The sequence below is a fragment of the Streptomyces sp. NPDC052109 genome (assembly GCF_040680195.1).
In the GTDB taxonomy this organism is placed as follows: Bacteria; Actinomycetota; Actinomycetes; order Streptomycetales; family Streptomycetaceae; genus Streptomyces.
In genome coordinates, this window is sequence record NZ_JBFAWF010000002.1 from 628,954 (window position 1) to 648,790 (window position 19,837).

20 protein-coding genes, 1 rRNA gene and 1 pseudogene are annotated in these 19,837 nt (G+C 70.6%); 5 read left to right on the forward strand and 17 right to left on the reverse strand.

All coding sequences use genetic code 11. The annotated features are described in order from the left end of the window. Positions 1-45: 45 nt before the first annotated feature. Positions 46-337: pseudogene (locus AB0L59_RS08570) on the reverse strand (helix-turn-helix domain-containing protein); the annotation flags it as partial. A 149-nt stretch (positions 338-486) separates the two neighbouring features. Further along, on the reverse strand, positions 487-960 hold the full coding sequence (locus AB0L59_RS08575) for an ATP-binding protein (protein ID WP_365580883.1): 474 nt from the start codon (positions 958-960) through the stop codon (positions 487-489). A 128-nt stretch (positions 961-1,088) separates the two neighbouring features. On the opposite strand from AB0L59_RS08575, the gene AB0L59_RS08580 reads away from it, so the two are divergent. Together AB0L59_RS08580 and AB0L59_RS08585 are read left to right on the forward strand one after the other, a co-directional pair. Beyond that, positions 1,089-1,916 (forward strand): helix-turn-helix transcriptional regulator, encoded by an 828-nt coding sequence (locus AB0L59_RS08580; protein ID WP_365580885.1) that lies wholly within the window; start codon positions 1,089-1,091, stop codon positions 1,914-1,916. Continuing rightward, positions 1,913-2,092 (forward strand): DUF397 domain-containing protein, encoded by a 180-nt coding sequence (locus AB0L59_RS08585; RefSeq protein WP_365580888.1) that lies wholly within the window; start codon positions 1,913-1,915, stop codon positions 2,090-2,092. The genes AB0L59_RS08580 and AB0L59_RS08585 overlap by 4 nt, the downstream gene beginning before the upstream one ends. A 58-nt stretch (positions 2,093-2,150) precedes the next feature. Here the strand turns inward: AB0L59_RS08585 and AB0L59_RS08590 are convergent, their stop codons facing one another. The 5 genes from AB0L59_RS08590 to AB0L59_RS08610 form a co-directional block, all read right to left on the reverse strand. Continuing rightward, positions 2,151-3,863 (reverse strand): bifunctional uroporphyrinogen-III C-methyltransferase/uroporphyrinogen-III synthase, encoded by a 1,713-nt coding sequence (locus AB0L59_RS08590; protein ID WP_365580890.1) that lies wholly within the window; start codon positions 3,861-3,863, stop codon positions 2,151-2,153. Further along, positions 3,860-4,855 carry a hydroxymethylbilane synthase gene (gene hemC / locus AB0L59_RS08595; RefSeq protein ID WP_365580893.1) on the reverse strand — a complete coding sequence of 332 codons (996 nt, stop codon included), beginning with the start codon at positions 4,853-4,855 and terminating at the stop codon, positions 3,860-3,862. The genes AB0L59_RS08590 and hemC overlap by 4 nt, the downstream gene beginning before the upstream one ends. After that, a complete protein-coding gene (locus tag AB0L59_RS08600; protein ID WP_365580895.1) occupies positions 4,852-6,534 on the reverse strand; it encodes a glutamyl-tRNA reductase in 1,683 nt (560 codons plus the stop codon). The genes hemC and AB0L59_RS08600 overlap by 4 nt, the downstream gene beginning before the upstream one ends. After that, a complete protein-coding gene (locus tag AB0L59_RS08605) occupies positions 6,531-7,292 on the reverse strand; it encodes a redox-sensing transcriptional repressor Rex (protein ID WP_365580897.1) in 762 nt (253 codons plus the stop codon). The genes AB0L59_RS08600 and AB0L59_RS08605 overlap by 4 nt, the downstream gene beginning before the upstream one ends. Positions 7,293-7,573: 281 nt before the next feature. Continuing rightward, complete coding sequence (locus AB0L59_RS08610) at positions 7,574-7,864, reverse strand: glutaredoxin family protein (RefSeq protein ID WP_365580900.1); 291 nt, start codon at positions 7,862-7,864, stop codon at positions 7,574-7,576. Between the two features lie 96 nt (positions 7,865-7,960). Between AB0L59_RS08610 and AB0L59_RS08615 the strand changes: the two genes are divergently transcribed. The 3 genes from AB0L59_RS08615 (at position 7,961) to AB0L59_RS08625 (ending at position 11,641) form a co-directional block, all read left to right on the forward strand. Further along, positions 7,961-8,887 (forward strand): HAD-IB family hydrolase, encoded by a 927-nt coding sequence (locus AB0L59_RS08615; protein ID WP_365580902.1) that lies wholly within the window; start codon positions 7,961-7,963, stop codon positions 8,885-8,887. Between the two features lie 491 nt (positions 8,888-9,378). Then, entirely contained in the window at positions 9,379-10,158 is a 780-nt protein-coding gene (locus tag AB0L59_RS08620; RefSeq protein WP_365580905.1) for an ECF subfamily RNA polymerase sigma factor, BldN family, read from the forward strand. A gap of 250 nt (positions 10,159-10,408) precedes the next feature. Further along, positions 10,409-11,641 (forward strand): DUF5667 domain-containing protein, encoded by a 1,233-nt coding sequence (locus AB0L59_RS08625; RefSeq protein WP_365580908.1) that lies wholly within the window; start codon positions 10,409-10,411, stop codon positions 11,639-11,641. Positions 11,642-11,752: 111 nt separating this feature from the next. On the opposite strand, the gene AB0L59_RS08630 is transcribed toward AB0L59_RS08625, so the two are convergent. The 10 genes from AB0L59_RS08630 to rrf all read right to left on the reverse strand — a co-directional run bounded on the left by AB0L59_RS08630 (position 11,753) and on the right by rrf (position 19,701). Continuing rightward, positions 11,753-12,829 carry a lysophospholipid acyltransferase family protein gene (locus tag AB0L59_RS08630; protein WP_365580911.1) on the reverse strand — a complete coding sequence of 359 codons (1,077 nt, stop codon included), beginning with the start codon at positions 12,827-12,829 and terminating at the stop codon, positions 11,753-11,755. Positions 12,830-12,843: 14 nt separating this feature from the next. Next, positions 12,844-13,914: an NAD-dependent epimerase/dehydratase family protein gene (locus AB0L59_RS08635; RefSeq protein WP_365580914.1), complete on the reverse strand. Its 1,071-nt coding sequence runs from the start codon at positions 13,912-13,914 to the stop codon at positions 12,844-12,846. A gap of 211 nt (positions 13,915-14,125) precedes the next feature. After that, entirely contained in the window at positions 14,126-14,224 is a 99-nt protein-coding gene (locus AB0L59_RS08640; protein ID WP_003948845.1) for an AURKAIP1/COX24 domain-containing protein, read from the reverse strand. A gap of 137 nt (positions 14,225-14,361) precedes the next feature. Continuing rightward, positions 14,362-14,574 carry a helix-turn-helix domain-containing protein gene (locus AB0L59_RS08645; RefSeq protein ID WP_121791081.1) on the reverse strand — a complete coding sequence of 71 codons (213 nt, stop codon included), beginning with the start codon at positions 14,572-14,574 and terminating at the stop codon, positions 14,362-14,364. A gap of 129 nt (positions 14,575-14,703) precedes the next feature. Next, on the reverse strand, positions 14,704-15,519 hold the full coding sequence (locus tag AB0L59_RS08650; RefSeq protein WP_365580916.1) for a phosphatase: 816 nt from the start codon (positions 15,517-15,519) through the stop codon (positions 14,704-14,706). 96 nt (positions 15,520-15,615) lie between these two features. Then, positions 15,616-16,788: an acetoin utilization protein AcuC gene (locus AB0L59_RS08655; RefSeq protein ID WP_365580918.1), complete on the reverse strand. Its 1,173-nt coding sequence runs from the start codon at positions 16,786-16,788 to the stop codon at positions 15,616-15,618. Further along, positions 16,739-17,953 carry an MFS transporter gene (locus AB0L59_RS08660; RefSeq protein WP_365580920.1) on the reverse strand — a complete coding sequence of 405 codons (1,215 nt, stop codon included), beginning with the start codon at positions 17,951-17,953 and terminating at the stop codon, positions 16,739-16,741. The genes AB0L59_RS08655 and AB0L59_RS08660 overlap by 50 nt, the downstream gene beginning before the upstream one ends. Before the next feature lie 89 nt (positions 17,954-18,042). After that, positions 18,043-18,786 (reverse strand): VC0807 family protein, encoded by a 744-nt coding sequence (locus tag AB0L59_RS08665; protein WP_365580923.1) that lies wholly within the window; start codon positions 18,784-18,786, stop codon positions 18,043-18,045. Positions 18,787-18,879: 93 nt separating this feature from the next. Further along, complete coding sequence (locus AB0L59_RS08670; RefSeq protein WP_365580924.1) at positions 18,880-19,524, reverse strand: HAD family hydrolase; 645 nt, start codon at positions 19,522-19,524, stop codon at positions 18,880-18,882. 60 nt (positions 19,525-19,584) lie between these two features. Then, positions 19,585-19,701 (reverse strand): 5S ribosomal RNA (rrf, locus tag AB0L59_RS08675). Positions 19,702-19,837: the final 136 nt, after the last annotated feature.

Below are 19,837 nucleotides of genomic sequence, written 5' to 3' on the forward strand. Positions count from 1 at the left end.
ACCCCGCCTGCCGCTCAGCCTTCAGCGAGGTCCGCGAGCCCCCTCCAGATAGCCGTGCGCCTCCAACTCACGCAGCGCGGAAGCGATCCGGTCCGCCCCTCGGGGAAGCGGTCCGCGAGGCTGCGGATGTCGACCGCGGTGCCCTCGGGCACCGACGGGATGTGGGTCGCGAGCCCGATGGCCGTCAGCGACAGCTCGCGGTGCTGGGCGAGGTGACTGCCGACGACCACGTACCGGCCGGACTGGTAGGTGCGTACGTGGGTGACACCGGAGGGGGTGGTGGATCGCCGACACCCTGAATCGGGCGCGGGGCAGGGTTGGGCTTCTTCTCAGCCACAGGGAAGGTCCTTCTTCCTCGTTGGTCAGGCCCTCGCACTGGGATGCCAGGCCCGGCGGGGGCCGATGCATGTCTGCGGTTGTGGAGCGATGAGGCGCATGTGCCCCGGGGCGGGACGGCGCGTCCAAGCCGCCGCCGCGCCAGCGCTTTTACGGCCCGCAGCCCCGGTCCGCCCGCGACCGGAGCACGTGCTTCCCGGCGCCGGTCGGGAGATCCAGTTCCGCCCACACCGTCTTGCACGGCACCGGTCCGAGCCGCACGCCCCAGCGGTCCGCCAACTCCTCGACCAGCAGCAGGCCGTAGCCGGACCCGGCGAGCACGCCGGCGGCGGTGTCGCGGATCGGCAGGTGGTCACCGCGCGTGTCGGTCACCTCGACACGCAGAAGGCGCGGAGCGGTGACAAAGAGCGAGAGGCGGAAACTCCGTCCCGGAACCCGGCCGTGCAGCGCGGCGTTGGCCGTCAGTTCGGCGACGATCAGCCGGGCCGGGTCCAACGGCAACCGCCAGGAGCGCAGTTGCTCGACGGCGAGCAGCCGGCCGAGGCGGGCGCCGCGCCGGGTCGCGGAGAGAGGGACGCGGAACTGGCGCGCGGAGATGGGGAGGGTGGAGATTTGCTCGTTCACGTCACTCAGCGTGTCCGAGCGTGCTTAGCCTGTGAAGAACGGCAGCCCGTGCGGACGGAGGCTGTCCGTGCCGTGTCCGGGTGCGTCCGGGCCGTACGGGGTGACTGGTGAGCGGGAGGACGGCTTACGTGAGCGACTGGGACGCGGGGCTGGACGACGAGGCCGGAGCTGTGATGCGGACCGTCGTACGACAACTGAAGCTGTGGCGGGAGGCGGCCGGCCTGACCCAGGCGGAGTTCGGGGCAGCCATCGGCTACGGGGAGGAGCTCGTCTCCTCGGTGGAGCGGGGACGGAGGATTCCCCGGCCGGAGTATCTGGACGCGGCGGACGAGGCGTTGGGCGCGGGTGGCCGGATCGCGGCGATGAAGACGGACGTGGCGGAGGTCCGGTACCCGAAGAAGGTGCGGGATCTGAAGAAGCTGGAGGCGGAGGCGGTCGAGTTGTGCGCCTACAACAACTCCGTGATCCACGGGCTGTTGCAGACGGAGGAGTACGTGCGCGCGTCGATGGCTACCCGACGGCCTCCGTTCACGGAGGAGGAATTGGAACAACAGGTGGCCGCCCGCCTGGCACGCCAGGACATCCTCGCCGAAGCGCCGTTGCGAGTCTTCAGCTTCGTCCAATGTGAGTCGACGCTGCGGCGCCCCATCGGTGGCAGGATGGTCATGCGAAGGCAGCTCGAACACCTGCTGGACGCCGGTCGGTTCAGGAACGTCGACTTGCAGGTCCTGCCCTTGGACCGGGAGGACAACGCCGGTCTGGCCGGTTCGTTCAGGCTGCTGCGACTGCGGGATGGCAGCACGGTCGGACACAACGAGGTGCAACTCGTCAGCCGCGTGATCACCGACCCGAAAGAGGCTCAGGTGCTGGACATCCGCTATGGGATCATCCGCGCACAGGCTCTCACCCCTCGGGAGTCACTGGCCTTCATCGAGAAAGTGCTTGGAGAGACATGAAGCTGGAGTGGATAAAGAGCAGCTACAGCACGCCTGACGGCCCCGATTGCGTCGAGGTAGCCACCCCCGACGAGACCCACATTCTCGTCCGCGACTCCAAGAACCCCACCGGCCCCCGCCTCGCCCTCACCCCCACCGCGTGGGCGACCTTCCTGCCGTACGCCTCCGAGCACTGAGGCCCCCGGAAAACGACGGCGGCGGAGTGCCCCAGAAAAGGGGGCACTCCGCCACACCTCACGTCGTGGACCGGCGCCTACGTGCCCCGGGCCGCCGCTCGCTGGGCCGCGTCACCGGATCCCCGGCCTCCAGGGCGGCAGCCCGCCTCTTCATGCCGAAGTCCGCCAGCGCCTCAGCCAGCTTGTGCACCGACGGCTCCGGAGCCATGACGTCGACCCGGAGGCCGTGCTCCTCCGCCGTCTTCGCCGTGGCCGGGCCGATGCAGGCGATCACCGTCACGTTGTGCGGCTTGCCCGCGATGCCCACCAGGTTGCGGACCGTCGAGGAGGACGTGAAGAGGACCGCGTCGAAGCCGCCGCCCTTGATGGCCTCCCGGGTGTCCGCCGGAGGCGGCGAGGCACGGACCGTGCGGTAGGCCGTGACGTCGTCCACCTCCCAGCCCAGCTCGATGAGGCCGGCGACAAGCGTCTCCGTGGCGATGTCGGCGCGCGGCAGGAACACGCGGTCGATCGGGTCGAAGACCGGGTCGTACGGGGGCCAGTCCTCCAGGAGGCCGGCGGCGGACTGCTCACCCGACGGCACCAGGTCCGGCTTCACGCCGAAGGCGACGAGGGCCTTCGCCGTCTGCTCGCCCACCGCAGCCACCTTGATACCCGCAAAAGCCCGAGCGTCAAGGCCGTACTCCTCGAACTTCTCCCGCACCGCCTTCACCGCGTTGACCGACGTGAAGGCGATCCACTCGTAACGGCCGGTGACCAGGCCCTTGACCGCGCGCTCCATCTGCTGGGGCGTGCGCGGGGGCTCCACCGCGATCGTCGGGACCTCGTGCGGCACCGCGCCGTAGGACCGCAGCTGGTCGGAGAGCGACGCCGCCTGCTCCTTCGTGCGCGGCACGAGCACCTTCCAGCCGAACAGCGGCTTGGACTCGAACCACGACAGCTGGTCGCGCCGGGCGGCGGCGGAACGCTCGCCGACCACGGCTATCACCGGCCGGCCGCCGTCGGGGGACGGCAGCACCTTCGCCTGCTTCAGGGTCTGGGCGATCGTGCCGAGCGTCGCCGTCCAGGTGCGCTGGCGGGTCGTCGTACCGGCGATCGTGACGGACAGGGGGGTGTCCGGCTTGCGCCCGGCGGACACCAGCTCGCCCGCCGCCGCGGCCACCGAGTCCAGGGTCGTCGAGACGACCACCGTCCCGTCGGAGGCGCCCACCTCCGTCCAGCACCGGTCGGAGGCCGTACGGGCGTCCACGAACCGGACGTCCGCGCCCTCGGCGTCCCGCAGCGGCACACCGGCGTACGCGGGCACACCGACCGCCGCGGCGACGCCCGGGACCACCTCGAAGGGCACACCGGCGGCGGCGCAGGCGAGCATTTCCTCGGCCGCGTACGTATCAAGTCCCGGGTCCCCGGACACCGCACGGACGACCCGCCTGCCGCCCCGCGCAGCCTCCATGACAAGATGAGCGGCATCCCGGGCAGCAGCCGGGACAGCGGCGGTTGTTGACGTGCCGTCAACGACCGTCAGCTGGGGCGTGCCCGTGCCCGGCGGCGAGACCGAAGAGGGATCGGCGTCGGTCTGCACGACGGAGACGCCCTGTCGGGCGTGCGTCCGGATCACGTCGAGCACCTCGTGCTCGGCGACCAGGACGTCCGCGTTCGACAGCGCCTCCACGGCGCGCAGGGTCAGCAGTCCCGGATCTCCGGGTCCGGCACCGAGGAAGGTGACGTGGCCGTGTTCCGGACCGGCGGCAGGAAGGGCGGTGGGGCTCAATGTGCTCGCTCCCCCATCAGACCGGCCGCGCCCCGGGCGAGCATCTCGGTGGCGAGTTCGCGACCGAGTGCCAACGCCTGGTCGTGCGTCTGGGGCACGGAACCGGTGGTGGACAGCTGCACCATGCGGGTGCCGTCGGTCGTGCCGACGACGCCGCGCAGGCGCATTTCCTTGACAATCTGCCCGTCGGCCTGGGGGTCCCCCCGCTCGAGCGGAGCCGAGAGTGGGGGAAGGTCGGCCAGCGCGCCCACAGGGGCGCTGCAGCCGGCCTCCAGGGCGGCGAGCAGTGACCGCTCGGCGGTTACGGCGGCCCGAGTGAACGGGTCGTCGAGTTCGCCGAGCGCCGCGATCAGGTCCGCGTTGTCCGCGGCACACTCGATCGCCAGTGCCCCCTGGCCGGGGGCGGGCAGAACCGTGTCGACCGACAGGAAGTCGGTCACCTCGTCGATCCGGCCGATCCGGTTCAGTCCGGCGGCGGCCAGCACGACCGCGTCGAGCTCGCCGTCCTGGACGTACCGGATGCGGGTGTCCACGTTGCCGCGGATCGGGACCGTCTGTATGTCCAGGGCGTGGGCACGGGCGTACGCGTTCAGCTGCGCCATGCGGCGCGGCGAGCCGGTGCCGATGCGCGCCCCGCGCGGCAGGTCCGTGAACTTCAGCGCGTCCCGGGCGACGATCACGTCCCGCGGGTCCTCGCGCACCGGTACGGCGGCCAGGACCAGTTCCTCGGGCTGCACCGTCGGGAGGTCCTTGAGCGAATGAACCGCGAAGTCGACCTGGCCCCGCACCAGCGCGTCGCGCAGCGCCGTGACGAACACGCCCGTGCCGCCGATCTGCGCCAGGTGCTCGCGGGCGGTGTCGCCGTACGTGGTGATCTCGACCAGCTCGACGGGCCGCCCGGTCACCTGGCGGACGGCCTCCGCCACCTGCCCGGACTGGGCCATGGCGAGCTTGCTCCGCCTGGTCCCCAGCCTCAGTGCCTTCTCAGTCATGCCGGTCGGTCCTTCTTGTCTGTGCTGTCCCCGGCCCGGGAGACGGAGGCGACCGTCTCGGGGTCGAGGTCGAACAGGGTGCGCAGCGCGTCCGCGTACCCGGCGCCGCCGGGCTCGGCCGCGAGCTGCTTGACCCGTACGGTCGGCGCGTGCAGCAGCTTGTCGACGACCCGGTGCACGGCCTGCCGGATCTCGCCGCGCTGGCGTTCGTCCAGGTCGGGCAGGCGGCCGTCGAGCCGCGCGATCTCACTGGCGACGACGTCGGCGGCCATGGTGCGCAACGCGACCACGGTCGGCGTGATGTGCGCCGCCCGCTGCGCCGCGCCGAAGGCCGCGACCTCGTCGGAGACGATACGCCGGACCTGGTCCACATCGGCCGCCATCGGCGCGTCTGCTGAGGCTTCCGCCAGCGACTCGATGTCCACCAGACGCACCCCGGCCAGCCGGTGCACGGCCGCGTCGATGTCGCGGGGCATGGCCAGGTCGAGGAGGAAGAAGAAGGGCGCCGGGCGCTCGGCCACCGGCTCCGGCCTGCGTCGCTCGGGGATCCGGCCCACCGTGGCGGCGGTCGCGGCCAGCGCGGTGATCAGCTCGGCGTCCGCTTCGGGCGTACGGCGCTCCCGGCGGTCGACGGCCCCGCCCGCGACCCAGGCCGCGTGCTGCTCCAGGGTGGCCGCGTCCATGCCGGCGACGGCGGCCTCGCCCATGAGGGAGAAGCCGGACTGTACGGCGGCCAGGTCCAGCGGGCAGTTCTCGTCGGCGCCGACACCGGTCGGCGGCACCGCGGTCTTGGCGTTCGCCTCGGTGGACGCGGGGGCGGCGACGGCCGGCTGCCCGGTGCGGCCCTCGACCGCCTGCGCGACCGCCTCCGCCGTGAGCACCAGGCCCGTCGCCCCGGTACAGGAGACGACGACGTCGGCACGTGTCAGCTCGTCCGGCACGGCGTCCATCCGTACCGCGCGGGCGGTCACCGCGTTGTCGTCGGCCTCGGACAGTATCTGGGCGAGCCGCTCGGCACGATCGAAGGTGCGGTTGGCGACGACGACCTCGGCGACCCCGGCCCGCACGAGCGTGGCGGCGGCCAGCGAGGACATCGAACCGGCGCCGATGACCAGTGCCTTCTTGCCCCGGGCCCAGTCCTCGACGGCCCCGCCGACGGCCAGCTGTTCCAGTCCGAAGGTGACCAGGGACTGGCCGGCGCGGTCGATGCCGGTCTCGGAGTGGGCGCGCTTGCCGACCCGCAGACCCTGCTGGAACAGGTCGTTCGTCAGCTTGCCGGCGGTGTGCAGCTCCTGAGCCTTGGCCAGGGAGTCCTTTATCTGCCCGAGGATCTGGCCCTCGCCGACGACCATCGAGTCCAGGCCGCAGGCCACCGAGAACAGGTGGTGGACGGCCCGGTCCTCGTAGTGGACGTACAGATAAGGGGTCAGTTCCTCCAGGCCGACGCCGCTGTGCTGGGCGAGCAGCGTGGACAGCTCGGCGACACCGGCGTGGAACTTGTCCACGTCGGCGTACAGCTCGATGCGGTTGCAGGTGGCGAGCACCGCGGCCTCGGTGGCCGGCTCGGCGGCGACCGTGTCCTGGAGCAGCTTGACCTGGGCGTCCGCGCTCAGCGCGGCCCGCTCCAGCACGCTGACGGGGGCGCTGCGGTGGCTCAGCCCGACGACGAGGAGACTCATGCCGGCATCACGGCGGGTACGTCCCCGTCAGGCCCCTGGTCGGTGGACGCGTCACGGGTGCCGTCGGGCAGCGCGCCGTCGCCCGCGGCGGACTCCTCGCCGGCCTTGCGCTGCTCGTGGAAGGCGAGGATCTGGAGTTCGATCGAGAGGTCGACCTTGCGCACGTCGACGCCGTCCGGGACGGACAGCACGGTCGGCGCGAAGTTCAGGATGGAGGTCACCCCGGCGGCCACGAGCCGGTCGCAGACCTGCTGGGCGACGCCGGCGGGGGTGGCGATCACGCCGATGGAGACCCCGTTGTCCTTGATGATCTTCTCGAGGTCGTCGGTGTGCTGCACGGGGATGCCGGCGACCGGCTTGCCGGTGAGCGAGGGGTCGGCGTCGATGAGCGCGGCGACGCGGAAGCCGCGGGAGGCGAAACCGCCGTAGCCGGCGAGGGCGGCACCGAGGTTACCGATACCGACGATCACAACCGGCCAGTCCTGGGTCAGGCCGAGTTCACGGGAGATCTGGTAGACGAGATACTCCACGTCGTAGCCGACACCGCGCGTTCCGTAGGAGCCCAGGTACGAGAAGTCCTTGCGCAGCTTGGCGGAGTTGACCCCCGCCGCGGCCGCCAGCTCCTCGGAGGAGACCGTGGGTACCGAGCGCTCCGACAGCGCGGTCAGGGCTCGGAGGTACAGCGGAAGCCTGGCGACGGTGGCCTCGGGAATCCCTCGGCTGCGGGTCGCCGGTCGGTGTGTTCGGCCAGTTGCCACGGTGCTCCTGCGGGTAGAGCGGGGCTGCAGGCGGTCATACGTCCCCAGACCGCCCCGTCGACAGCAGGCTATGTCTTTGTGAACGCGTGCACAAAGATGGTGTCCGATTTGCCCGGCAGAAGTGACCGGGGTCACGCACCCTTCACGCCCTCGACGGGAACCGGCGCATACGCACCGACGTTCCTTCGTTACTGGGGGCAAAACCGCACACTCTCCTCACGAATCCCGCCCCCGAGATCAGACTGCCGTCGATCCTAAGCGAATCGGCGACCGGTTTTGGACTAGTCGGTCAGTGCCCGGCGCAGTCGTTCCTCGTTCACGCGCCAGAAGGTGTGCTGTTCACCATCGATCAGTACGACGGGGATCTGCTCCCAGTACTGGTCGTGCAGCGCGCGGTCCTCGGTGATGTCCTTGCGCTCCCACGGCACGCCGAGCTCCCCGCAGACCTTCTCGATCACGACCTGCGCGTCGTCGCAGAGATGGCAGCCGGGCTTGCGGATGAGGGTGACGAGCCGCTCACGGGGATCGACACGGGCGGCGTTGCGCCGGAAGAGGGGACTCATACCGGCCATTGTCCCGCGCCCGTTTAACGACCCGGTCGTGGAGAGTTCACGCGCTTCCAACCTCTCGACTCCGGAAGCACCGAACAAACTGGCTATGCTCACGCCATGGCCGCTCTCGGATGGCTCACTCCCCGTAGGCGCTCCGCCACGGCGCGCAGCGTGTTGGCAGGCGAGGCCTCGGCGGAGGCTGCCCGCAAGTCCTCGCAGGAAGCGCAGGTGACTCCGCAGGTCACCGAGGAACCGGAGTTCCCGGTGCGGGGCGACGACAAGGCGGCCGCCTTCTTCGACCTCGACAACACCGTGATGCAGGGCGCCGCGCTGTTCCACTTCGGCCGGGGCCTGTACAAGCGGAAGTTCTTCGAGACACGCGACCTCGCGAAGTTCGCCTGGCAGCAGGCGTGGTTCCGGCTGGCCGGCGTCGAGGACCCCGAGCACATGCAGGACGCCCGCGACTCCGCGCTGTCGATCGTCAAGGGCCACCGGGTGGCCGAGCTGGAGACGATCGGCGAGGAGATCTACGACGAGTACATGGCCGACCGCATCTGGCCCGGCACCCGCGCCCTGGCCCAGGCCCACCTGGACGCCGGACAGAAGGTGTGGCTGGTCACGGCGGCCCCGGTCGAGATCGCCCAGGTGATCGCCCGCCGGCTGGGCCTCACCGGCGCGCTCGGCACGGTGGCGGAGTCGGTGAACGGCGTCTACACCGGCAAGCTGGTCGGCGAGCCGCTGCACGGCCCGGCGAAGGCGGAGGCGGTACGCGCCCTGGCCGCGGCCGAGGGCCTCGACCTCTCCCGCTGCGCGGCGTACAGCGACAGCCACAACGACATCCCGATGCTGTCCCTGGTCGGCCACCCCTACGCCATCAACCCCGACACCAAGCTGCGCAAACACGCCCGGGAGAAGGACTGGCGCCTGCGGGACTACCGGACGGGCCGGAAGGCGGCCAAGGTCGGCATCCCGGCGGCGGCGGGCGTGGGCGCGGTGGCCGGCGGCACCGCGGCGGCGATCGCCTTGAGCCGACGGCGCCGATAGATCCGGTGCGCCGACAGGTCCGGGCCGCCGACAGGTCCGGGCCGCCGACAGGTCCGGGGCGGTGCGCGCGGATCACCGCGGAAGGACTGGGGCCCCCTGGGATGCGCCCGTCGCGGGCTGCCGGCACCCATGCGGGCCCGTCCGCATGCGGATGCGGCACCGCGCCCCTGGCGAGCCGCCGTGCCCGCGCCTTCGAAGCGCCGCCGCCGCCACACCCGCCCCGCGCGCCCGGATTATGCCGCGGCCACTTCAACACGCCCCGTACCTTGCCGAAACAAGCCGCTTTTCGATCAACAACCGATCAAGCTACGGCACTTGATAAGGCGTCAATCGGTAATAGAAGCGACGCAATCGATGATTTGAGCAACTCGGTGTAGCAGTGCCTGCACGAAGCGTTATTCTCCTCAGACGCAAACCGGTACCCCTCCGTCGCTACGACGGGTGAAAGGTCCCGCACTGCACGTGATGGAAGCTCTGCCTCTGGGAGTCCCGTGTACCCACACGTCGGGGTTGACGCCTCGGGCCTGGCTACGCTGCGCGCAACACTCGCAACGGTCAAAGAGACGCTGCGCGGCCTCGTCCCCACCGCGTACACCGTCCCCGCCCTCGCCGCCGCCGCGCCCGTAGGCCCGTGCTACGCACTGGCCGAAGGCAGCGCGGCGGTGAGCAGACGAGGGCGCTCCACCGGCGCCGCCACCGCCCGCCGCCCGGCCGCCGACAGCGACAGCGCCCGGATGATGGACCTCGTCGAGCGCGCCCAGGCCGGGGAGGCCGAGGCCTTCGGCCGGCTGTACGACCAGTACAGCGACACGGTGTACCGGTACATCTACTACCGCGTCGGCGGCCGGGCCACCGCCGAGGACCTCACCAGCGAGACCTTTCTGCGGGCGCTCCGCAGGATCGGCACCTTCACCTGGCAGGGCCGCGACTTCGGGGCCTGGCTGGTGACGATCGCCCGGAACCTCGTCGCCGACCACTTCAAGTCCAGCCGCTTCCGGCTGGAGGTCACCACCGGCGAGATGCTCGACGCCAACGAGGTCGAGCGCTCCCCGGAGGACTCCGTCCTGGAGTCCCTGTCGAACGCCGCGCTGCTCGACGCCGTACGCCGGCTCAACCCGCAGCAGCAGGAGTGCGTGACGCTCCGCTTCCTCCAGGGCCTCTCGGTCGCCGAGACCGCCCGTGTGATGGGCAAGAACGAGGGTGCCATCAAGACCCTCCAGTACCGCGCCGTACGCACTCTGGCCCGGCTGCTGCCCGACGACGCGCGCTGAGCCGCCGGGCCCGCACACCCGCCACTCAGGGCGACGCCCAACTCACGTTCCGTGAAAGGGCGTTGCCTTTCCGATCCAGTCGTCCGCCGTCCGTAACCCAAGTGCCGCGCCAGTCGTTGTGCGGGATACAGGCTCCCTGTGGTCACGTCCTGGCCGACCCTGATCGCTCGATCGTGTGAAGTGGTCGCGGGCGTGCAACCCTCAGGACCCCCTGGGGAGTCGACCGTCATGACGAGAGGAGGTGCCGCCAGTGATCGCGAACGTATCGGCGCACCGGCGGGCGAACGCCTTCGCCCAGGCCCTGGAGGAGCGGTCCGACCGGGACACGGCGGCCGAGCAGTCCGTGAGCCCGGCGGGTTGTCCGCCGGCCGCCGAGGAGCACACCGGGCAGGGCGAACTACTGGCCCTCGCGGCGAGCCTCGGCGGGCTACCCAAGCCGCAGCTCGACCCCGAGGTCAAGGTCGTGCAGCGCGCCCAGTTGGTGGCCGCGATGGAGGCCATGCTCCGCGAGGGCACGGAGGCGGCGGACGCATCGGTACCCGGACAGCGCTCGACCCGGGCCAAGGGCGCACACCGGGCGAGCCCACTGGGCAAACTGCGGCCGCGTTCCCGGCTGACCAAGGGGCTCGCGGCGGGCGGACTCAGCGTCGGCGTAGCCGCCGGAGCCTTCGGGGGGGTGGCCGCCGCCAGCTCCAACGCCCTGCCCGGCGATTCCCTGTACGGCCTGAAACGCGGCATCGAGGACTTCAAGCTCAACTACCTGACCGACGGCGACGACCAGCGCGGCCAGACGTACCTCGACCAGGCCTCGACCCGGCTCAGCGAGGCCCGCCGGCTGTTGGAGCGGGGCCGGGGCGGCCAGCTGGACCACGAGTCCATCGGCGAGATCCGGCGCACGCTCTCCGGTATGCAGCACGACGTCACCGAGGGCCACCGCCTGCTCCACGAGGCCTACGAGGCCGACCCGGGCTCGCTCGGCCCGATCCAGGCCCTGTCCAGCTTCTCCCGCTCCCACCGGGAGGTCTGGAGCGCGCTCAGCGACAGGCTGCCCGTGCAGCTCGGGGACGTCAAAGAGCAGGTGTCGTCGGTGTTCGACGCCATAGACCAAGAGGTCGCCCCGCTGCAGTCCCTGCTCCCGCAGCCACCCGCCCAGGGCGGCGACGGCAAGCCGCGGAGCTCCGGCTCGGCATCCACCGGCTCCTCCGGCGGCCACCGGTCGACGTCGCCCAGTTCCTCGGGCCACACCCCGTCCGCGGGCAGGCACAGGAGCACCGGCGACCCGAGCGGCCCGGCCACCGGCACCGGCGGCGAGGGCCTGCTCGGCGGCGACACGGGCGGCCTGCTCGACCCGCCGAAGACCGGCACGGGCAGCAGCGCCCCGTCCACCAGCAAGCCCACGACGCCCGCCCCGGACGTCACCCTCCCACCGCTCCTTCCCGGGCTCCTGCCCGGCCTGGGCATCGACAGCGAGGACACGCACTAGCGCCGGTTCGGCCACGACACCGGGGGCGCCCCACCCGAGCGGGGCGCCCCCGGTGTCGTACGCGAGCACGTGTCAGGAAACACCGACCGCCGACCCGGCACCCGGCAGGACTCAGAAGAACACCGACCGCCGCTTCACCAGCAGCTTGTACAGCGTGTGCTGGATCTGCTCCCGTACCTGGTCGGTGAGGTTGAACATCAGCATCGGATCCTCGGCGGCCTCCGACGGATACCCGTCCGTCGGAATCGGCTCCCCGAACTGAATCGTCCACTTCGTCGGCAACGGAACCGCACCCAGCGGCCCCAGCCACGGAAACGTCGGCGTCAACGGAAAGTACGGGAAGCCCAGCACCCGCGCCAGCGTCTTGGCGTTGCCGATCATCGGGTAGATCTCCTCCGCCCCGACGATCGAGCACGGAATGATCGGCGCCCCCTGCCGCAGCGCGGTCGACACGAAGCCACCACGCCCGAACCGCTGCAGCTTGTACCGCTCGCTGAAAGGTTTCCCGATGCCCTTGAAGCCCTCCGGCATCACCCCCACCAGCTCGCCCTGAGCCAGCAGCCGCTCCGCGTCCTCCGCGCACGCCAGGGTGTGCCCCAGCTTGCGCGCCAGCTCGTTGACCACCGGCAGCACGAAGACCAAGTCGGCCGCAAGCAGCCGCAGGTGACGGCCGGCCGGGTGGTGGTCGTGGACGGCGACCTGCATCATCAGCCCGTCCAGCGGCAGCGTCCCGGAGTGGTTGGCGACGATCAGCGCCCCGCCCTTCGCCGGGATGTTCTCGATGCCCTTCACCTCGACCCGGAAGTACTTCTCGTACACCGGCCGCAGCAGCGACATCAGGACCTGGTCGGTCAGCTCCTCGTCGTAACCGAAGTCGTCGACGTCGTAGTCCCCGGTCAGCCGGCGCCGCAGAAAGGCCAGCCCGGCCGCCACACGCCGCTCCAGGCCGCCGCCCTGTCCGTCGGCACCCGATCCGGCCCCCGACCGCTCCAGCGGCTCCTCCGCACGGCTCACAGGCCCATCTTCCTGCACCCCGGCCCGGCCCGGCAGAGGCTGGACCTCACCCATCTCCCCGGCCTCGCCGAGGGCGCCGCGCCGGCTGCCCGCGCCCCGGCGGCGCGCCGGGCGCTGTGCCGCGCTCCCGCGGGACCGGTCGTCGTCGAACGGAATGACCTTGGCGTCCGCCATCGTTGCCGCTCTCCTCAGTTGGCGCTGTCCGCGCTGTGCGTCATGGGCCGGCCGCCGCCCCTCGCGGCCAGCGCGGAGATCCGGTCGACGGCCCCCGCGAGGGCCTGCGGCGGCACCAGCCCGGGGCCCTGGCCGCGCACGAAGTCCGCGAACGTCTCCGCCGTCGTGTACCTGGGCGTGAATCCCAGCGTCTCGCGCATCTGGACCGTGTCGACCACCCGTCCGTGCGTGAGCAGCCGGATCTGTTCCGGCGAGAAGTCCGTCATACCGAGCGTACGCACCAGCGAACCTGCCCAGGTGACCGCGGGCAGCAGCAGCGGCACCGTAGGCCGCCCGAGCCGCCGCGAGCACTGCGAGAGCAGCAGCACACCGTCCCCCGCGATGTTGAACGTGCCGCTGTTGAGGGTGCCCCGGCGCGGCTCGTGCGAGGAGATCCTGAGCACCTCGACGACGTCGTCCTCGTGCACGAACTGCAGCCGCGGGTCGTAGCCGAACACGGTCGGCAGGACGGGCAGCGCGAAGTAGGAGGCGAGCGGCGTGTCGGCGGCCGGCCCGAGGATGTTGGCGAACCGCAGCACGCACACGGCGACGTCCGGCCGCCGCCGGGCGAACCCGCGCACATAGCCCTCCACCTCGACCGTGTCCTTCGCAAAGCCACCGCTCGGCAGCGACTTCGGCGGGGTCGTCTCGGTGAAAACGGCCGGATCGCGCGGCGCCGAGCCGTAGACGTTGGTGCTGGACTTCACCACCAGACGCTTCACCGTCGGCGACTTCTGACAGGCACCGAGCAGCTGCATGGTGCCGATGACGTTGGTCTCCTTGACCGTGGCCCGGCTGCCGCTGCCCAGCGGCGTGCCCGTCACATCCATGTGGACGACCGTCTCGGCGCCCGTCTCCGCGAGCACCCGGGCGATCGTCGGCTGCCGGATGTCGGCCTGGATGAAGTCCGCGCCGCCCAGGTGGTGTGCCGGCGGCACCGCGTCCACGGCGATCACCCGGTCGACCTCCGGATCCCGCTGGATCCGTCGTACGAACCGGCCGCCCAGCTGCCGGGCCACTCCGGTGACGAGCACGACCTTCCCCAAGATCAGCGCCTTCCTTCCGCGACCGCCGTGTGTGCGGCCAACTTAGCGGGTTGATGTTGCGCTGTGATGACCCCCCGATGCACGAAGTGACGGAAATTCACTCATCGGAACACGCCGTGTCCCCCGGAGTCCCCCGGAGCGCGCCGGATACGCCTGTGGCCCCCCACCGATGCTGGTGGGGGGCCACAGGGACACGCTCTCGCGCGGTCGCCTACTTCTTGTTGCGACGCTGAACGCGCGTGCGCTTGAGCAGCTTGCGGTGCTTCTTCTTGGCCATCCGCTTGCGCCGCTTCTTGATAACAGAGCCCACGACTACCCTCGCTCACTTCTCATCACTCGGTTGTTTGGGCGCCATGGGCCCACACGACCTACGAGGGGCTAGCCTACCCAACCGAGCGCTCAGGTCGTAATCGAGGGGGTACCCCCGGGTCACCGGGGGAGTTGCCGTCAGGCCGTCTCCACCCCCACATAGCTGTCACGGAGGTACTCGTGTACCGCTTGTTCCGGGACGCGGAAGGACCGCCCCACCCGGATCGCGGGCAGATGACCGCTGTGCACCAAGCGGTACACGGTCATCTTCGACACTCGCATCACCGAGGCGACCTCCGCCACGGTAAGGAACTGAACCTCGTTCAGAGGCCTCTCGCCAGCTGCAGCCATGACACACCTGAACCTTCCGCACTCGACGGCCACCGGCTTCCCCTTCCGGTGACTCTTCGTCGTTGCGTGCTCACTCCCCAATGTAGGGGCGGGTGATGCAAGTGGGGAAGAGGTGCACCCATCGCAGGCCTACTGTGACAGACACGCTCGTTTGAGTACGTAGCGGGTAAGCGGCCGGTAGTGATCAGACGGCACCCCGTCATCAACCGGAACGACCACGGACACGCGCCCCTCCGCCTCCCCCACGAACGGCGCCGGATCGTCGGTGTCGGCCAGCCCGATGGCCTCGAACCCCAGCTGACCAGCACCGCAGACCCAGCCATGGTCCCCGACGACCAGCTCGGGCAACGGCCCGCCGCTCTCCGCCGCGGCCTCGAGCGCGACCCGAACCGGCAGCGGCGAATGACAGTGCACGCCCGGCTCACAACCGGGGCGCCCACCATCGGTTTCCCGCACCAACCCGACTCCCCCTGCGTAGTCCAGTGCACACGTACGTAGACCGAACCGGGTCAATATGTCGACACAGTGACCCTGCGCCGGGGTGAGCACGTCACACCCCGCCGCCGAGAGCGCGTCCGCCAAGCCGGCGTAGAACCCGAGCAGCCGGTGCGGATGCCCGGTCCCGAACAGCACGGGCGCGCCCCGCCCGGCCGCCTCCCGGATCCGCCCCGCGAACGCGTCCAGCGCTGCCACCGTCCGCTCCGGATCGATCACATCCGGGCCCGAGGTGTGCCGAGGGTCGGCCGAAACCCCGCACTTCTCCGCCATGAGGCGCAGTACATCCCGCAGCCCCCAGGCCCCTACGGGATCGATCCCGATCAACACCCGAGGATCCCGGGCGGCGAACAGCCGATATCTCCGCAGACTGTCCTCCCGAGAGGTCCCCACCTCCCCGGCGAGCCGAACAGCCAGCAGATGCGCGCGCAGGGCTCCGCCGGTCGACATGCGTGCGATGGTGGCGCATCGGGGGCGGGGGCGGGACGGGAACGGAGGAAGTGCGCACGGTTGGCCTAATGGACGAGGGACCGGCCGCCACCCTTTTCAGGGAAGGAGCCCCCGCATCGGAAACACTGCCCGCCGCGTGGCCCGTACGGCCTGATCCAGGCGGTCCGCGGGGTCGTAACCCGACTCCCACGACGCCCAACTCACCGGCCACCGCCCGTCGGTCATCCGCTGCGGCCCCAACTGCCGGGTCCGGGCGAACACCTCCTGCCGCCACCCCTCCGGAATCACCGTCTCCGGCGCCACCGGCCGCCCCGCCGCGATCCCCACCAGATGCGTCCACGACCGCGGCACGACGTCCACCACCGCATACCCGCCCCCACCGAGCGCGACCCACTTCCCCCCGGCGTGCTCGTGCGCCAGCTCGTGGCACGCCACCTGCACCGCCCGCTGCGCGTCCAGCGACACGGCGAGATGCGCCAGCGGATCCTCGAAGTGCGTGTCGGCCCCGTGCTGCGACACGAGCACCTGCGGCCGGAACTCCGCGAGCAGCTCCGGCACCACCGCGTGAAACGCCCGCACCCACCCCGCGTCCCCGGTCCCCGCCGGCAGCGCCACGTTCACCGCGGCCCCCTCGCCCGCCCCGGCACCGGTCTCCTGCGGCCATCCGGTCTGCGGGAACAGCGTACGAGGATGCTCGTGCAGCGAGATCGTCAGAACCCGCGGATCCTCCCAGAACGCCGCCTGCACCCCGTCCCCGTGATGCACGTCGACATCCACGTAGGCGACCCGCTCGGCCCCCAGCTCCAGCAGCCGCGCGATCGCGAGCGACGCGTCGTTGTAGACGCAGAACCCCGACGCGCCCCCGGGCATCGCATGATGCAGACCGCCGGCGAAGTTCACGGCGTGCTCGGCGTCCCCCCGCCACACCGCCTCCGCCGCCCCCACCGACTGCCCGGCGATCAACGCGGACACCTCATGCATCCCGGCAAAGGCGGGATCGTCGAGCGTACCCAACCCGTACGAGCCGTCCGCGGCCGCCGGGTCGGCGGACGCCGCCTTCACCGCGTCGATGTAGTCCTCCCGGTGGACCAGCCGCAGTGTCGACTCCCCGGCCGGCTTGGCCGAGACGACCTCCATCTCCCGGTCGAGCCCGAAGGCACCCACCAGCTTCCGGGTCAGTGCCAGCCGGACCGGATCCATCGGATGGTCCGGGCCGAAGTCATAGCCCGTTACTGCCTCGTCCCACATCAGCTGTGCGCGGCCGCTCATGCCCGCCACGGTATCGGTCCGGTTGAGCAGCGAACGACCTGGCGTACACCGACGTCACCAGCACCAACACCATCGGCACCAGCATGGCCCCCCGATAGCTCCACGCATCGCCCAGAGCCCCCACCAGCGGCGAACCGACCAGAAAACCCACGTAATTGAAGATATTGAGACGCGCAACGGCAGCATCCGAAGCCCCGGGGAACAGCCGCCCCGCCGCCGCGAACGTCTGCGGCACCAACACACACAACCCCAGGCCCAACAGCGTGAACCCGAGCATCCCGACCCACGCGCCGGGCGCCGAGGCCACCACCGCGAACCCGCCCGCCGCCACCAGCGCCCCCAGCCGTACGACCGCCACGGCCCCGAACCGGCGCACCCCGAAGTCCCCGATCGCCCGCCCCACCAGCGTGGTCACCATGTACACGTTGTACGGCACGGTCGCCAGCTGCTCCGAGCTGCCCAGCACGTCCTTCAGGTACTTCGCGCTCCAGTTGGAGACGGTCGAGTCCCCGATGTAGGCGAAGGTCATCACCAGACACAGCGGCAGCAGCAGCTTGAAGACGACACCCCCGCCGCCCTGGCCCTCTCCCTCCGCCAGGGGTGCCGGAGCCCCGTCGACGTACCAGCGGCTCCCCACGAGCGCCGCCGGCACCAGCACGGCCACCACCGGCAGGTACGACACCCACAGCGCGAGATGCCAGTGCGCCCCGACCCACGCCAGCGAGGCACCCAGGATCCCGCCCAGGCTGTACGCGGCGTGGAAACTGAGCATGATGCTGCGCCCGTACGTCCGCTGCAGGCTCACCCCGAGCATGTTCATCGAGGCGTCCAGCGCCCCCACGGCCAGCCCGAAAGCGCCCAGCGCCACCGCCAGCTCCGCGATGTGCCCGCCCGCCCCGGCGCCGAGCAGGGCCAGCAGCACCACCGGCTGGGACCAGCGCAGCAGCCGACTGGGGCGTATCCGCTTCACCAACTGCTCGGTGGTCACGCTGCCGACCCCGGCCAGGATCGGTACGGCGGCCAGGAAGACCGGCAGCAGCGCGTCGGAGACGCCGTACCGGTCCTGGATGGCCGGGATGCGCGTGACCAGCAGGGCGAAGGTGGCGCCCTGGGCGAAGAAGCTGAACGCCAGCGAGGCCCTGCCGCGCCGCAGCACATCAGTCATGGCGGCGAGCGTAAGGCCCCGGGCTACCTGTGGGTAGATCCAGCCAAAGATGAATTTCCCTCAGCTTCAACGGGTTTGCCTGGTGAGGCTCAGGCGGCCGGCGCGACGGCCGCGACCTCGGTCCTGCCGGCCTCGACTCCGGCCTCGGTCTCGCCCTTGAGCATCTTCTCCATCGGCTCGACGGCCAGGCCGCCACCGACGACCATCCCGATGCCGATCGCACCGAGCAGGAAGACCGTGCCGAGCCACACCATGGTGTCCACCGGAACCGTGAAGGCGCCCACGACCCGCGCGACGCACTCGGCGAGCAGGGCCACGCCCCAGACGACGGAGTAGGCCCTCTCCTTGCGCAGGAACTCCGCGGACTCGGCCGCCGCCCCCGATGTCAGCCGCACCCAGGCCGTCTCCTTGGCCTCGTCTGCCTTCACCAGGAAGGGCTTCAGACCGGCGGTCATCATCGGCCTGCCCCACCGCACGGAGAGGAGGATCCCGATTCCGACGGTGCTGCTGACCGCGCCGTCCTTGGCGAGCATCAGCCGCGGATCACCGGAGACGAACGTCAGCAGCAACGAGACGACGTTGACCGCCAGGATCAGCCCGGCGAGCCCGTTCACCCTCCGCTCCTTCACCACGCTCCACAGGGTCCGCAGCGCCGGCACCACGCTGCTCCAGGCGAGCGCCGCGAACGTGCTCATCCCGAAGCCGTCCTTCAGGACGTAGTACGAGCCGAGCGGCACCGCCACGTCCAGGATCAGCGGCTTGAAGTTGTCCAGCACGCTCGGGTCCTGCTTCTGTCGCTCGGTCCGGCCCCGGGTCCCCGTGTTCTTCGTCATGCCCTCAGCTTCGCCGCCACAGGGTGCCCGCCAGTAGAAACGATCGTCCGGACGTCCGTATGACAATTGTCAGAGCCGCACCGTTGGCTCCGGTCATACCAGCAGGTCAGCCAACTCGCCCATGCTGGAGAAAAGTTGGTCGGCACCGGTCAGCTTCGCCGCCGGGGTCATCGCGGTGAACCCGTAGACGGCCATCCTGGCCGCCACGGCCGCCTGCACGCCCAGCGGGGAGTCCTCCACGACCAGGCACCGCTCCGGCGCCACGCCCATGCGCTCCGCGGCGTACAGGAAGAGATCGGGCGCCGGCTTCCCCCGTCCCACGTCCTCGGAGCTGAAGATCCGCTCCTCCCCGAACCACCGGTCGAGCCCGGTCGTCCGATGCCCGACCCGGATCCGCGCATGGCTCCCGGAGGACGCCACGCAGTACGGCACTCCGTCCGCGGCCAGCTTCTCCAGTACGCCGGCGACCCCGGCCACGGGCTTCAACTCCCTCTCGAACGCGGCGAAGACCCGCGCGTGGAAGACGTCGTCGAAGTCGTCCGGCAGCCGCTGCCCGGTCCGCTCCAGCACCAGCTCATGGATCCGGTGCATCGCCGAGCCCATGTAGTCCCGGATGGAGTCCTCGTACGAGGTGGGGTGGCCCACCTCGGTCAGATAGGCGGCCAGCAACCGGTTGGATATGGGCTCGCTGTCGACGAGCACGCCGTCGTTGTCGAAGATGACGAGGTCATAGCGCATACGGTCGAGCTTAAACGCAGAAAGGCCCACGCCGTGTGGCGTGGGCCTTTCCCAAGAATTGTTCGGCGGCGTCCTACTCTCCCACAGGGTCCCCCCTGCAGTACCATCGGCGCTGTGAGGCTTAGCTTCCGGGTTCGGAATGTAACCGGGCGTTTCCCTCACGCTATGACCACCGAAACACTATGAAACTGTGAACGCCACACCACCGAAAGAGATTCGGCGGGGCTGTTCGTGGTTTCAGAACCAACACAGTGGACGCGAGCAACTGAGGACAAGCCCTCGGCCTATTAGTACCGGTCACCTCCACCAGTTA

Bases quoted from the DNA above. Each gene is read 5' to 3' on its own strand.
- AB0L59_RS08665 (WP_365580923.1), bottom strand. From the start codon at position 18,786: ATGACGAAGAACACGGGGACCCGGGGCCGGACCGAGCGACAGAAGCAG.
- AB0L59_RS08670 (WP_365580924.1), bottom strand. From the start codon at position 19,524: ATGCGCTATGACCTCGTCATCTTCGACAACGACGGCGTGCTCGTCGAC.
- AB0L59_RS08630 (WP_365580911.1), bottom strand. From the start codon at position 12,829: ATGGCGGACGCCAAGGTCATTCCGTTCGACGACGACCGGTCCCGCGGG.
- AB0L59_RS08610 (WP_365580900.1), bottom strand. From the start codon at position 7,864: ATGGCCGGTATGAGTCCCCTCTTCCGGCGCAACGCCGCCCGTGTCGAT.
- AB0L59_RS08655 (WP_365580918.1), bottom strand. From the start codon at position 16,788: ATGAGCGGCCGCGCACAGCTGATGTGGGACGAGGCAGTAACGGGCTAT.
- AB0L59_RS08660 (WP_365580920.1), bottom strand. From the start codon at position 17,953: ATGACTGATGTGCTGCGGCGCGGCAGGGCCTCGCTGGCGTTCAGCTTC.
- hemC (WP_365580893.1), bottom strand. From the start codon at position 4,855: ATGACTGAGAAGGCACTGAGGCTGGGGACCAGGCGGAGCAAGCTCGCC.
- AB0L59_RS08645 (WP_121791081.1), bottom strand. From the start codon at position 14,574: ATGGCTGCAGCTGGCGAGAGGCCTCTGAACGAGGTTCAGTTCCTTACC.
- AB0L59_RS08615 (WP_365580902.1), top strand. From the start codon at position 7,961: ATGGCCGCTCTCGGATGGCTCACTCCCCGTAGGCGCTCCGCCACGGCG.
- AB0L59_RS08585 (WP_365580888.1), top strand. From the start codon at position 1,913: ATGAAGCTGGAGTGGATAAAGAGCAGCTACAGCACGCCTGACGGCCCC.
- AB0L59_RS08650 (WP_365580916.1), bottom strand. From the start codon at position 15,519: ATGTCGACCGGCGGAGCCCTGCGCGCGCATCTGCTGGCTGTTCGGCTC.
- AB0L59_RS08600 (WP_365580895.1), bottom strand. From the start codon at position 6,534: ATGAGTCTCCTCGTCGTCGGGCTGAGCCACCGCAGCGCCCCCGTCAGC.